General features: G+C 63.1%; 15 protein-coding genes. 10 read left to right on the plus strand and 5 right to left on the minus strand.

The window, feature by feature from the left end:
* Position 1: 1 nt before the first annotated feature.
* Complete coding sequence (locus AC1RUK_RS06375; protein WP_481836312.1) at positions 2-394, minus strand: DoxX family protein; 393 nt, start codon at positions 392-394, stop codon at positions 2-4.
* Positions 395-600: 206 nt separating this feature from the next.
* Between AC1RUK_RS06375 and AC1RUK_RS06380 the strand changes: the two genes are divergently transcribed.
* A complete protein-coding gene (locus tag AC1RUK_RS06380; RefSeq protein ID WP_481836311.1) occupies positions 601-1,089 on the plus strand; it encodes a hypothetical protein in 489 nt (162 codons plus the stop codon).
* A gap of 128 nt (positions 1,090-1,217) precedes the next feature.
* On the opposite strand, the gene AC1RUK_RS06385 is transcribed toward AC1RUK_RS06380, so the two are convergent.
* Positions 1,218-1,994, minus strand: a complete 777-nt coding sequence (locus AC1RUK_RS06385) for a VOC family protein (RefSeq protein ID WP_481836310.1) — start codon at positions 1,992-1,994, stop codon at positions 1,218-1,220.
* A 174-nt stretch (positions 1,995-2,168) separates the two neighbouring features.
* Between AC1RUK_RS06385 and AC1RUK_RS06390 the strand changes: the two genes are divergently transcribed.
* The 7 genes from AC1RUK_RS06390 (at position 2,169) to AC1RUK_RS06420 (ending at position 7,848) form a co-directional block, all read left to right on the plus strand.
* Positions 2,169-2,897 (plus strand): gamma-glutamylcyclotransferase, encoded by a 729-nt coding sequence (locus AC1RUK_RS06390; RefSeq protein ID WP_481836309.1) that lies wholly within the window; start codon positions 2,169-2,171, stop codon positions 2,895-2,897.
* Between the two features lie 112 nt (positions 2,898-3,009).
* On the plus strand, positions 3,010-4,374 hold the full coding sequence (locus AC1RUK_RS06395; protein WP_481836308.1) for an NAD(P)-dependent oxidoreductase: 1,365 nt from the start codon (positions 3,010-3,012) through the stop codon (positions 4,372-4,374).
* 2 nt (positions 4,375-4,376) lie between these two features.
* Positions 4,377-5,690, plus strand: a complete 1,314-nt coding sequence (gene preA / locus AC1RUK_RS06400; RefSeq protein WP_481836307.1) for an NAD-dependent dihydropyrimidine dehydrogenase subunit PreA — start codon at positions 4,377-4,379, stop codon at positions 5,688-5,690.
* Between the two features lie 130 nt (positions 5,691-5,820).
* The gene (locus tag AC1RUK_RS06405) at positions 5,821-6,339 is read left to right on the plus strand and encodes an RrF2 family transcriptional regulator (protein ID WP_481836306.1); all 519 of its coding nucleotides are present in this window, start codon (positions 5,821-5,823) and stop codon (positions 6,337-6,339) included.
* A gap of 13 nt (positions 6,340-6,352) precedes the next feature.
* Positions 6,353-6,811 carry a carboxymuconolactone decarboxylase family protein gene (locus AC1RUK_RS06410; protein ID WP_481836305.1) on the plus strand — a complete coding sequence of 153 codons (459 nt, stop codon included), beginning with the start codon at positions 6,353-6,355 and terminating at the stop codon, positions 6,809-6,811.
* 67 nt (positions 6,812-6,878) lie between these two features.
* Positions 6,879-7,256 carry a DoxX family protein gene (locus tag AC1RUK_RS06415; protein WP_481836304.1) on the plus strand — a complete coding sequence of 126 codons (378 nt, stop codon included), beginning with the start codon at positions 6,879-6,881 and terminating at the stop codon, positions 7,254-7,256.
* 97 nt (positions 7,257-7,353) lie between these two features.
* Positions 7,354-7,848, plus strand: coding sequence for a DUF3592 domain-containing protein (locus AC1RUK_RS06420; protein WP_481836303.1), 495 nt, complete (start codon positions 7,354-7,356; stop codon positions 7,846-7,848).
* Between the two features lie 36 nt (positions 7,849-7,884).
* Here AC1RUK_RS06420 and AC1RUK_RS06425 read toward each other — a convergent pair whose 3' ends face one another.
* Both AC1RUK_RS06425 and AC1RUK_RS06430 read right to left on the minus strand, forming a co-directional pair.
* Positions 7,885-8,607, minus strand: coding sequence for an SDR family oxidoreductase (locus AC1RUK_RS06425; RefSeq protein ID WP_481836302.1), 723 nt, complete (start codon positions 8,605-8,607; stop codon positions 7,885-7,887).
* Positions 8,604-9,449: an SDR family oxidoreductase gene (locus AC1RUK_RS06430; protein WP_481836301.1), complete on the minus strand. Its 846-nt coding sequence runs from the start codon at positions 9,447-9,449 to the stop codon at positions 8,604-8,606. Before AC1RUK_RS06430 ends, AC1RUK_RS06425 begins: the two co-directional genes overlap by 4 nt.
* A 102-nt stretch (positions 9,450-9,551) precedes the next feature.
* Between AC1RUK_RS06430 and AC1RUK_RS06435 the strand changes: the two genes are divergently transcribed.
* Positions 9,552-10,424: a helix-turn-helix transcriptional regulator gene (locus AC1RUK_RS06435; protein WP_481836300.1), complete on the plus strand. Its 873-nt coding sequence runs from the start codon at positions 9,552-9,554 to the stop codon at positions 10,422-10,424.
* A 13-nt stretch (positions 10,425-10,437) separates the two neighbouring features.
* Here the strand turns inward: AC1RUK_RS06435 and AC1RUK_RS06440 are convergent, their stop codons facing one another.
* Entirely contained in the window at positions 10,438-11,067 is a 630-nt protein-coding gene (locus AC1RUK_RS06440) for a TetR family transcriptional regulator C-terminal domain-containing protein (RefSeq protein WP_404275405.1), read from the minus strand.
* 254 nt (positions 11,068-11,321) lie between these two features.
* On the opposite strand from AC1RUK_RS06440, the gene aptA reads away from it, so the two are divergent.
* Positions 11,322-12,650, plus strand: a complete 1,329-nt coding sequence (aptA, locus tag AC1RUK_RS06445; protein WP_481836299.1) for an omega-aminotransferase AptA — start codon at positions 11,322-11,324, stop codon at positions 12,648-12,650.
* Positions 12,651-12,700: the final 50 nt, after the last annotated feature.

Raw genomic sequence — 12,700 nt, forward strand, 5'->3', positions numbered from 1 at the left:
CTCAGGCGCTGCGGCGGTTGTCGAGCGCGAAGGCGCCGGCGCCGGCAAACACCAGATAGAAGAAGATGAAGCAGAACGAGATCGCCGCATCGCCGCCATTGTTGACGGGGAAGAAGTCGCGCGGCATGTGCGCCATGAAATAGGCGATCGCCATCTCGCCGCAGAGCAGGAACGCCACCGGCCGGGTGAAAAGCCCCAGCGCCAGCAGGATGCCGCCGACGAATTCGAGGATGGCGGCGATGAGCGTCAGCCCGGTCAAGGTGCCCGCATGCTCGCCGACCGGGAAATTTGACAGTTTCTGCGAGCCGTGCTCGATGAACTGCAGCGCCGTCATGATGCGCAGCGCGCCCAGAGCCTGCGGTTGAAATCTGGCGAGACCTTCAAAAAGCTTCATCTAAAACTCCATTTTTCGAACCCTTCCGGCCCGGCCATAGATTACCGCCCGGCAATGGACCATTCACTTCCCATGGCCTGCCATCAACAATCGGTGATTGAAATGTTCCCCAGGCTGATACTCCATATTTTTCTCGCTAGGATTGTGTTGTTATCGCTATGGTTGTAATGATGTAGATGCTCCAAACCATGTGGGTCCCCCTTGCCATGAAAAAAATCGTCATCAGCCTATTCGCAATCCTTGCAGGCACCAGCTTCGCCATGGCGGACGATGCCGGCTGCGCCGCCTTCAAATGGCCGGTGACGCGGGAGCAGGCGCTGTTTGCGGAGGCACAAGCGGAACAGTCCGGAACCGCGCTTGCAGTCGGCACGGCCGCGGACGTTTCTTTGGAGCCGATCGACACAGTTACCTTCGAGGTTGCGCCTGAACGGCCTCCGGCGTCTGGCACCTTTGGCGCGACCGGCAGCCTGGTTGTCCCGCCCGAAGGAACAATCCAGATAACCCTGTCCGACGAGGCCTGGATCGATGTCATTCAAGACGGCCATGCCATGAAGTCGGTGGGCTTCAGCGGCGTAAAGACATGCCCGGGCATCCGCAAGAGTGTGCGCTTCAAGCTGTCCGCCGGTCCGGCCACTATCCAGCTCAGCGGTGCCAAGCAGGCGAACCTTAAGGTCGCGGTGTTGGCGCCGGAGTAATCTCAAAGAGCATTAGGCCGGCGGGACGGCGCCTCCCTCTATCCTGCCGGACATCTCCCCCACTTGCGGTGTTTAGACCGGGGAGATCGGCAGTTGCTGCCGGTTTCGCCAATCTCGGCACGACGCTGCTACCGCACCGGCGCCATCAGCGCGAAATGTGCGCCTTGCGGATCCTGGCACTGCACGATCCAGCTGCCGCCGGGAACCTCCATCGGACCCATCAGGATCTTGCCGCCATTGTCGGTGACGCGCTTGGCCGCCGCATCGATGGCCGGCACGTTGAAATAGAACTGCCAGACTGGCACCGGGATCTGTTCGGGTTTGTTCATCATGCCGCCGCCGGATTCGGGGCCGGCCGCAAACGTCTGGTAGATGCCCATCGGCCCCATATCCATGGCATCGCCCTTCTCCCAGCCGAACTGACCGGAATAGAAATCGAAGGCGGCCTTCCAGTCCGACGTATAGAGCTCGTGCCAGCCTATATGGCCGGGCGTGTTGGCCGGCACCGGCGGTTGGTCGGGGCCGTTCGGTTGCAGGAGCATGAAGGTAGCACCCTGCGGGTCGGCGACGACGGCAAAGCGGCCGACGCCCGGAATGTCATCGGGTGCGCGATGAACCTTGCCACCGGCATCCTTCAGCGATTGCGTCGCGGCGTCGACATCCCTGGTGTGGACATAGCCGAGCCAAGCCGGTGGCATGCCCATCTTGGCCGCGTCCTCCGGCAGGGTCATCAGCCCGCCGACGCCGCGCTCGCCGACATTCATGACGATGTAGCGCGGCATGCCGGGCGCCATGTCGAAGGGCTGTGCGGTCCAGCCAACGACGGCGGTGTAGAAGGCCTCGGCGGCGTCGAGGTCGGTGGTCATCAATTCGTACCAGAAGAAGCGCATCGGGGATTGGGGCATTGTCGGTCTCCTCACCGTTTCATGCATCGATCGCGGTCGATCCATCCTAAGACGATCTCGACGACAGAAATCCGACATCTGGGCCAGAAATCGACGACGGCAAGACGCGGCACTTCTCAATCTTGCGCGCTTGGCGGTTTTCGACTTTGCTTGCCCGTCATTGAGGGGTTGTCCATGCGCCAGATGTCGCTCACGCCGGACCTTGTCGCACTGTGCCATCGGGAGGAGGTTGATCCTGGCCCCGATGGCAGTTGGACGCAGTTGAACGATGACGATTTCCAAACCCTGGCCATACGCTTGTCCGGCGAAGCCGATGAGGGGCCGCTGTGGGTGTTCGCGTATGGTTCGCTGATCTGGAAACCGGCCTTCGATTCCGTCGAGCGGCAACGCGCCACCGCCTATGGCTGGCATCGCTCCTTCTGCCTCGACATGGTCCGCTGGCGCGGCAGCATCGCGCAGCCCGGATTGATGATGGCGCTCGAACGGGGCGGGCGATGCGATGGCGTGATCTACCGTCTGCCCGAAGGTGAGAAGCCGGCGCAAATCGAAAGGCTGTTGCGGCGCGAGATCGATGATCACGAGAGCATCGGCTCGGTGCGATGGGTTCCGGTGCGCACGGCGCATGGGACGTTGCGGGCGCTGGGTTTCTGGGTCGGGGTGACCGGCAGGGGCACCTCGCTCAACCAGCCGCTGGAGAAAGTGGCAGGGGTGCTGGCAAGGGCCTGCGGGCATGTCGGGTCGGGAGCGGAATATCTCTACAACACGGTCAGCCACCTCGAGGAATTCGGCATCCGCGACCGCAATCTGTGGCGGCTGCAGTCCTTGGTCGCGGACGAAATCAGGTCGATCCATGGCCATGTTGAGACCGGTGTTCAGTCCGTGTCGGCAGTTCCTATAACATGACTATAATTATCATGTTTTATTGAAGCTTTTCAGCGACTTGGCCGAAAATTGACCAATTGATAAAAAAATAAAACGTGCTAGCCTTCCCCAAACGAAAACAAGGGGAACCGGAATGGCGACTGGTCATTTCAAGGAAGGCATTGCCGGCGGCCGGCTGTCATCCGAGCAATACGCCGACAATTTTTCCGACCTGCATCCGCCGCTCGATCATCACGAGGCGCTGGTCGAATCTGATCGCTGCTACTTCTGCTACGATGCGCCGTGCATGAACGCGTGCCCGACCTCGATCGACATCCCGCTGTTCATCCGCCAGATCTCGACCGGCAATCCGATTGGCTCGGCCAAGACGATCTTCGACCAGAACATCCTGGGCGGCATGTGCGCCCGCGTCTGCCCGACCGAGACGCTGTGCGAGGAAGTCTGCGTGCGAGAGGTGGCGGAGGGCAAGCCGGTGCAGATCGGCCGCCTGCAGCGCTACGCCACCGATGTCGCGATGAGCGAGAACAAGCAGTTCTACACGCGCCCGGAGCCGACCGGAAAAACGGTCGCCGTGGTCGGCGCCGGACCGGCGGGGCTTGCGGCCGCGCACAGGCTCGCCCGCCATGGTCACGAGGTGACCATCCTGGAGGCGCGGCCAAAGGCCGGCGGTCTCAATGAATATGGCATTGCCGCCTACAAGAGCGTCGACAATTTCGCCCAGGCCGAGGTCGATTATGTGACCTCGATCGGCGGCATCGACATCCAGAACGGCAAGGCGCTCGGCCGCGACTATCAACTGTCGGACCTGATCCGCAATTACGACGCGGTGTTCCTCGGCATGGGGCTTGGCGGCGTCAATGCGCTGCGCGCCGATGGCGAGGAGGCAGACGGTGTGACCAATGCGGTCGAGTTCATCGCCGAACTTCGCCAGGCCAGCGACCTTTCCGGCCTGCCGGTCGGCCGGCGTGTCGTCGTCATCGGCGGCGGCATGACGGCGATCGACGCCGCGGTACAGTCGAAGCTGCTCGGCGCCGAGGAGGTGACGATCTGCTACCGGCGCGGCCAGGAACATATGAATGCTTCAGGCTTCGAACAGGATCTGGCCGCCGCCAATGGCGTCACCATCCGCCACTGGCTGCAGCCGAAGCGCGTCATTGCCGAGGGTGGCAAGGTGTCGGGCATCGAGCTCGAATACACGGCGATGAACGGCGACAAGCTCGCCGGCACCGGCGAGACACTGACGCTCGTCGCCGACCAGGTGTTCAAGGCGATCGGCCAGAGTTTTGTGCCGGCTGCGCTCAACGGCAGCGGGGCGTCGATCGAGCTGGAGGCCGGTCGCATCAAGGTCGATACCCAAGGCCGGACGTCCCTGGCCAAGGTCTGGGCCGGCGGCGATTGCATTTTCGGCGGTGACGACCTCACCGTCTCGGCCGTGGCGCAAGGCCGCGACGCGGCGGAATCTATCAACCGGGCACTGACCTCGAACGGGAGGGCATGAGCATGGCAGATACCAGAAACAATTTCGTCGGCATCAAATCGCCAAATCCGTTCTGGCTGGCTTCGGCACCGCCGACCGACAAGGCCTACAACGTCATCCGCGCCTTCAAGGCGGGCTGGGGCGGCGTCGTCTGGAAGACGCTTGGCGAGGAAGGTCCGCCGGTCGTCAACGTCAATGGTCCGCGCTATGGTGCGATCTGGGGTGCGGACCGCCGCCTGCTCGGCCTCAACAACATCGAGTTGATCACCGACCGTGACCTGCAGGTCAATCTGCGCGAGATCAAGCAGGTCAAGAAGGACTGGCCCGACCGCGCCATTGTCGTCTCGCTGATGGTGCCGTGCGTCGAGGATGCCTGGAAGGCGATCCTGCCGGTGGTCGAGGAGACGGAGGCCGACGGCATCGAGCTCAATTTCGGCTGTCCGCACGGCATGTCGGAGCGCGGTATGGGCGCGGCGGTCGGCCAGGTGCCGGAATACATCGAGATGGTGGTGCGCTGGTGCAAGCAAAACACCCGCATGCCGGTCATCACCAAGCTGACGCCCAACATCACCGACGTGCGCAAGCCGGCGCGGGCGGCGCTCTCCGGCGGCACCGATGCTGTGTCGCTGATCAACACCATCAATTCGATCACCGGTGTCGACCTCGACAGCTTCGCGCCGCAGCCGACCATCGACGGCAAGGGTTCGCATGGCGGCTATTGCGGCCCGGCGGTGAAGCCGATCGCCATGAACATGGTGGCCGAGATCGCCCGTGATCCCGAAACGCATGGCTTGCCGATCTCCGGCATTGGCGGCATCACCACCTGGCGCGACGCGGCCGAATTCATGGCGCTCGGGGCCGGCAATGTGCAGGTCTGTACGGCGGCGATGACCTATGGCTTCAAGATCGTGCAGGAGATGATTGCCGGTCTGGAGAACTGGATGGACGAGAAGGGCCATGCCTCGCTCGACGACATTGTCGGCCGTGCCACGCCCAATGTCACCGACTGGCAGTATCTCAACCTTAACTATGTCGCCAAGGCGCATATCGACCAGGATGCCTGCATCAAGTGCGGCCGCTGCCACATTGCCTGCGAGGACACCTCGCACCAGGCGATCACCAGCATGGTCGACGGCAAGCGGCATTTCGAGGTGATCGAGGCCGAATGCGTCGGCTGCAATTTGTGCGTCAATGTCTGTCCGGTGGAAAACTGCATCACCATGGAGCCGCTGGCGGCTGGCGCGATGGACCAGCGCACCGGCAAGCCGGTGTCGCCGGTCTATGCCAACTGGACCACGCATCCGAACAACCCGATGGCCAAGGTGGCGGCGGAGTAAAGTCGCCTCAACGTCATAGGGCGAGGGCAATGAGGCAGCGGCGCCTGCGGGCGCCGCTGCTTTTTTTGATTGCTATTGCGGATAAATACTATCCATGATAAAAGATATCCATGAATAGGAGATTGGCACGATGAGGCTGGGTGAGGGCGTTGAGGCGGCGATCCACTGCGCCGCGATGCTTGCCGGCGTGGATGGCGCGGCGACCATGCCGGGCGCCGCCATGGCCGAGTCCTTCGGCCTTTCGCCGAGCTATCTGCTGAAGCATCTCAATCAGCTCGCGGCCTCCGGCATTCTGGAATCGGTGCCGGGGCCGGCGGGCGGCTACCGGCTGGCACGGCCGGCCGAGCGCATAACACTGCTCGATATCGTGCTAGCCGTTGAAGGGCGCGAGCCGGCTTTCCGCTGCGGCGAGATCCGCCAGCGCGGTCCGACAACACTCGACGCTTCGGCCTATGTGAAGCCGTGCGGCATCAATGTAGCGATGCTGAAGGCGGAGCGCGCTTATCGCACGGCACTTGCCGAGGCAAAGCTGTCCGACATCGTGGCGGGATACGTGAGCGATGCCGATCCTCGTTCGGTTGCCGCGGGCTGCGCCTTTGTCGCCCGCCATCAGCGGCCGCAAAAATCCAGTTCAACCAAGCAAGCGTGAAAGGGTAAAGACGATGAAACAGAGGCTGCAGTTCTTCACCAAGGCGCCGGAGATCATGAAGGCGGTGTCGGCGCTCAACAAGGCGGTCGACGAGTGTGGGCTCGAGGAAAGCCTGCTGCACCTGATCAAGCTCAGGGCATCGCAGATCAATGGCTGTTCCTATTGCGTCGAGATGCACAGCCGCGAGGCCAGGCGCGACGGCGAGACCGAGCAGCGGCTCTATCTGGTTTCGGCCTGGAAGGAATCGCCGCTGTTTTCCGAGCGCGAACACGCCGCCTTCGCCTGGACCGAAGCGGTGACCAAGATCGCCGACACCGGTGTCTCGGACGGCCTCTATGCAAGGACACTCGAGCATTTCTCCGAAGAGGAACTGGTCAAGCTGTCCATCGCGATCGGCATGATCAACACCTGGAACCGGCTTTGCGTGCCGTTCCAGGCCATTCACCCGATGCCGGCGGCGAAAGCCGCCTAAGGCCGAGCCGGCGCGCGGGCCTGCAGAGGCAGGTCCGCGCGCCTTTTTTCGTTTGGGGACAAGCACCATGCTCGCAAGTTTTCAGAATGAGATTCTGGTTGCCGCCCGCCTGTTGCTTGGCGGCGCCTTCGTCTTTGCCGGCCTGCGCAACGTCGTGAACGCGGCCTTCCTGACCCAGCTGATGACAGCGCGCGGCGTGCCGCAGGCGGGGCTGGCGCTTTGGCTCGGCATTGCACTGCAGATCGTCGCCGGCGGCCTCATTGTGGCGGGCATCTGGTCCGCACTTGCTGCCGCAGGCCTGATCCTGTTCCTGATCGTCGCGACGACCATGTTCGACAATTTCTGGGATCATCAGGGACCCGAGCGAGCGGCTCGCATCAACGGCTTTATCGCCAATGTCGCCCTGACCGGCGGCTTCCTGTCGCTGATGGCGCAGCCGCTTTGACAAGTTGGCGGCGCAGACGGGTCATTCGTCGCCCGCATTAATCGCTTCGTCGCGAATGCCTGATAGGATTGGCGCAGTATCGCTTGTCGGAGCCTTTATGGAGCAAAGCTGGAACAGCTTTTGGGGGAGCGTTTCGCAGGCCTTCCACCACGCGCTGTCGCCGTTTCGGGCGATCGCCGAAGCATTCGGCTATTTCCCCACCGACATGCAGATCTGGTGCTTCCTGTGCGGCGTCTTTGTCCTCGTGCTCGTCGTCCCCCACACCTATGGCGATCTGGTGCTGCGCCGCCGCCGTGCCTATGCGACAGGCAAGGTGGTGAAGATCGACATTTCGGACGACGCGCCCAACACCCCGACCATCGAGTTCACCGATCGTCAGGGGCGCATCTGGCGCTTCGACTCGAACCTGCCGGTCAATGACGCAACCGGTTCGGTCGGGGCGGCGGTCGAGGTGATGTATGATCCCCAACGTCCGAACCGTGCGCGCGAAGCCGGGCGGCCGGTCATGAAGGCGCTTCACACGGCGATCTGGTATACGATCGTGGCGGGCCTGATGGCGCTGGCCTTCTGGCCAGGCCTGACGTCCAACTGAGCCCCCGCTCTCAGGAAGGCATCCTCGCCGTGCCGCTCACGCGGCATATCGCAGGCCTCCGTCGCAGGTCAGGACCTGGCCGGTGACGAAGCCGTTGGAGACGAGGAAGGCGATAGCGTCGGCGACATCCTCGGCGCGACCGATCCGTCCGACCGGCGTTTTCCCGGCATACTCGGTGAACACCGCCTGCCGCTGCTCATCAGGCAGGAAATGCCACCAGGGCGTATCGATGACGCCCGGCGCCACGACATTGACGCGCAGCGGCTTGAGCTCCACCGCCAGGATCGGCACCACGGTCAGCAACATGCCGTTCACCGCATCGATGCCGGCAACGCCCGGTGCCGCCAGTTGTGCCGACACCGCCGAGATGAAGGTGACCGAGCCGTTCTTGTTCAGGGTTGGCAAGGCCGCCTGCAGGCAAGAGAGCTGCGGCCGGACTTTCTCGTCGACGCCGCCGCCGATGTCAGCAAGGTCGAGCGTTTCGAACGGACCAATTCCCTTGCCGCCGCTGGCGGCCAGGACAAGATGATCGAAGGGTCCGAGGGCTTCGAAGAATTGACCAACCTTGTCCGGTTGGCCGGCATCGAAGGCAGCCTTGTCGACAGCGCCGCCAAGGCTTTGCCAGGCGCTGTTGAGCCTTTCCTGGTTGCGCCCCGTGATGGTCACCCTCATGTTCGGGCCAAGCAGCTTCTGCGCCGTGGCGAGGCCGATGCCGGAAGAGCCGCCGATGATCACGACACGTTCATTCTTCTCGCTCATGAATGCTTTTCCTTCGAAGTGGTGGAAGCGAGGCCGACAAGATCGAGGCTCAGTTCCCGCAATTGCTGTCTTGCCTCGGCGTCATAGCCTTGCGCATCGGCGCGGGATTCCCGCAGACCGTCGAAATAGAGGCCGCTTCTGCCTTCGAGATCAGGCGACGTCGCCTGGTTGAGGATGGCGTCCGCGCCTTGCTCGACCGAACTCCACGGTGTGACGCCGGCCTGCTGGACCATGGTCGTGTCCATGTAGCTCGCCGGGTGCAGGGCGTTGACGGTGACGCCGGTGCCTTTCAACTCTTCGGCCAGACCGATGGTGAACAGGATCTGCGCCAGCTTGCTCTGGCAGTAGGCGCGCACGCCGTCATAGGTGCGGGTCAGCATGACATCGCTGAAATCGATCGCCTGCTGGCCGGCTGAGGCGACGTTGACGATGCGCGAAGGCGCGCTGGCCTCAAGCAGCGGCAGCAGCTCTGTGGTCAACAGGAAGCCGGCGAGATAGTTGACGGCAAAGCGCAGTTCGTAGCCATCGGCGCTGACCTGCCGCTTCGCGCCCTGGGCGGCGGTGCCGATGCCGGCATTGTTGATGAGGATGTCGAGCCGGTCGGTCCTGGCGCGCACGGCTTCAGCGAGGCGGCGGACCTCGGCCAGCGAGGCGAGGTCGGCAACGAGGAACTCGGCCTTGCCGCCGGCGGCTTCGATCGCGGCGACCACCGCCTTGCCGCGCGCCGCATCTCGGCCATGCACCAGAACTCGTGCGCCCGCAGCGCCCAGCCTCTCCGCGACGACGCGACCGACACCGTCGGTCGAACCGGTGATGAGAACGGTCTTGTCTTTCAGGTCCATATTCAGAGCCTCCATATTTTGCTCTGAACGCAAGATGGGGCACCGGGCGCCGCGCAAACAGTTCAAACTTTATCCTGGTATCGATACTGCTATACTGGACTTATGGATGCTCCCGCCCACTCTCCCGATGACAGCCGCCGGCGCGAGCTTGGCGCCTTCCTGCGTTCGCGCCGCGAACGACTTTCGCCTTCGGCCACCGGTATCGCGGCAGGCGCGCGACGGCGCACGCCCGGCCTGCGGCGCGAAGAGGTGGCGATGATCGCTGGCGTTGGCACGACCTGGTACACCTGGCTGGAGCAGGGCAGGGACGTGCGTCCTTCCGTCGAGGTGCTGGCGGCGTTGTGCGAGGCGCTACGGCTCGATGCCGCCGAAAAGCGGCACTTGTTCATTCTTGCGGGCCGCCAGCAGCCGGAGCGTCGTGCCGTGGTGCCCGAAAGGGTGGACGGCCCTTTGTTGCACATGCTGCAAAGCCTTGTCTTGCAACCTGCCTATGTCGTCGGGCGGCGCTGGGACGTGCTGGCCTGGAACCCGGCGGCCGTCGCCGTGTTCGGCGACTATGGCTTGCTGGAGGGCGATGCCCGCAACATCGTCCATATGGTCTTCACCAACCCGCACCACCGCCACCTGCTTGTCGATTGGGAGCAACTGGCGCGCTCAGTGCTTGCCTCGTTCCGGGCCGAGAGCGCGAAATATGTTGGCGATCCGGATTTCGAACGGCTGATCGAGTTGATGACACGCTCAAGTCCGGAATTCTGGGCATGGTGGCCGCAGCGCGATGTGGCGCGCAAATTGTCGGGGGTGAAGCATGTCCGGCACCCGAGCGCCGGCGCGATGGCCTTCGAGCATATGAGCCTTTCGATCGATGACGGCTCGGATATGCGGCTGATCGTCTACACGCCGCTCGCCGAGCAGAACTCGATCGCCAAGCTGCAGACATTGCTGAATGCACTGCCGGCCGAGCGGCGCAGCGCCTGATTTCTACCCGAGGCTAGCCTTTCGGCTTCAGCCCTTCGATGAACAATTGCTCCAGGAACCTCGCGGCGTCCTCGAAGCGGCCGTCGCCGCCGCGGTCGGCGCCGAGCACGGCACGGACCTGGACATCGAAATCGGCATAATGCTGCGTCGTCGCCCAGATCGAGAAGATCAGGTGCCAAGGATCGGTGCGGACAATCTTGCCGGCGCGCATCCAGCCCTTGATGATGGCCGCCTTCTCGTCGACCAGCGTCTTCAGTTCGCCTTCCAGCAGCGGCATGATGCGTGGCGCGCCTTGCAGGATCTCGTTGGCGAACAGACGGCTCTCGCGCGGGAAGTCGCGCGCCATTTCGAGCTTGCGCCGGATGTAGCTGCGCAGTTCGGTCAAGGGATCGCCGATGTCGTCGAGTTCGCGCAGCGGGGCCAGCCAGGTCGCGAGCAGCCGCTCCATCAGCGTTTCGTGAATATCCTCCTTGCGGCGGAAATAGTAGAGCAGGTTCGGTTTCGACATGCCGGCGGCTTCGGCGATCTGGTCGATGGTCGAGCCGCGAAACCCGTTGGTGGAGAAGACTTCGAGCGCGGCTTCCAGGATCAGCTCGCGCTTTTCCTGCTGGATGCGGGTGCGGCGAGGGGCAGAGCCTTCCATGGCGTCCGTCACCCCCGCAAACCTTCGTCGCGGGAGCCATCTGGACCAATTCTCTGGACCAGTTTTTCCCCGGCCTGTGGAGCGCGCTTCCGATACCGCATTTCCGCTAGTAGTCCCTTGACCGCCGACATGGCGGTGCTAACGTTTGTCCAATCGGTCAAAATTTGCGTAGCACGAAAACGTCGCGAAGACCAAGTGTTGGGAAGACCAAGCGTTAGCCGCACCGAAACAGGTTACAAGGGGAAGTCTTGGTCATGTCCAACCGGCTGAAAGTCACGCCGAACGATCTCAGCGCATTCTGGATGCCGTTCACGGCAAACCGACAGTTCAAGCAGGCCCCACGCATGTTCGTGTCCGCCAAGGACATGCATTACACGACCAGCGATGGACGCAAGGTGCTCGACGGCACCGCCGGTCTCTGGTGCGTCAATGCCGGCCATTGCCGTCCGAAGATCACCGAGGCGATCCAGCACCAGGCGGCCGAGCTCGACTATGCGCCGGCCTTCCAGATGGGCCATCCGATCGTGTTCGAACTGGCGAATCGGCTGGTCGACATCGCGCCGAAGGGTATGGACCATGTCTTCTTCACCAATTCCGGCTCGGAATCGGTCGACACCGCGCTGAAGATGGCGATCGCCTACCATCGTGCCAAGGGCGAGGGCGCGCGCACCCGGCTGATCGGCCGCGAGCGCGGCTATCACGGCGTCAATTTCGGCGGCATTTCGGTCGGCGGCATCGTCACCAATCGCAAGATGTTCGGCACGCTGCTCGGCGGCGTCGACCACATGCCGCACACGCATCTGCCGGAGAAGAATGCGTTCTCCAAGGGCGTGCCGGAGCATGGCGCGGAACTCGCCAACGAGCTGGAGCGCATCGTCGCCCTGCATGACGCCTCGACCATCGCGGCCGTCATCGTCGAGCCGGTCGCCGGTTCCACCGGCGTCATCCTGCCGCCGAAGGGCTATCTGCAGAAGCTGCGCGAGATCTGCACCAAGCACGGCATCCTGTTGATCTTCGACGAGGTCATCACCGGTTTCGGCCGCCTCGGCGCGCCATTCGCCGCCGACTATTTCGGCGTCACGCCCGACATCATGACGACGGCCAAGGGTGTCTCCAACGGCGTCATCCCGATGGGTGCGGTGTTCGTGAAGAAGGAGATCCACGACGCCTTCATGACCGGCCCCGACCATATGATCGAGTTCTTTCATGGCTACACCTATTCAGGCAATCCGATCGCCTGTGCGGCGGCCTTGGGTACGCTCGACACCTACAAGGAAGAGGGGCTTTTGACCCGCGGCGAGGAACTGGCGCCCTATTGGGAAGACGCGCTGCACTCGCTGAAGGGTGAGCCGAACGTCATCGATATCAGAAACATCGGCCTGATCGGCGCGATCGAACTGGCGCCGATCGCCGGACAGCCGACCAAGCGGGCCTTCTCGGCCTTCGTCAAGGCATTTGAGCGCGGCGCGCTGATCCGCACCACCGGCGACATCATCGCGCTGTCGCCGCCGCTGATCATCACCAAGGGCCAGATCAACGAACTGATCGACCATGTGCGGGACGTGCTGAGGTCGATAGACTAAACTTGCCTTGTCCGGTCGGTCGGCGTCGGGAACCGCCGGCCGACCGGGTA

The organism is Mesorhizobium monacense (assembly GCF_056781675.1).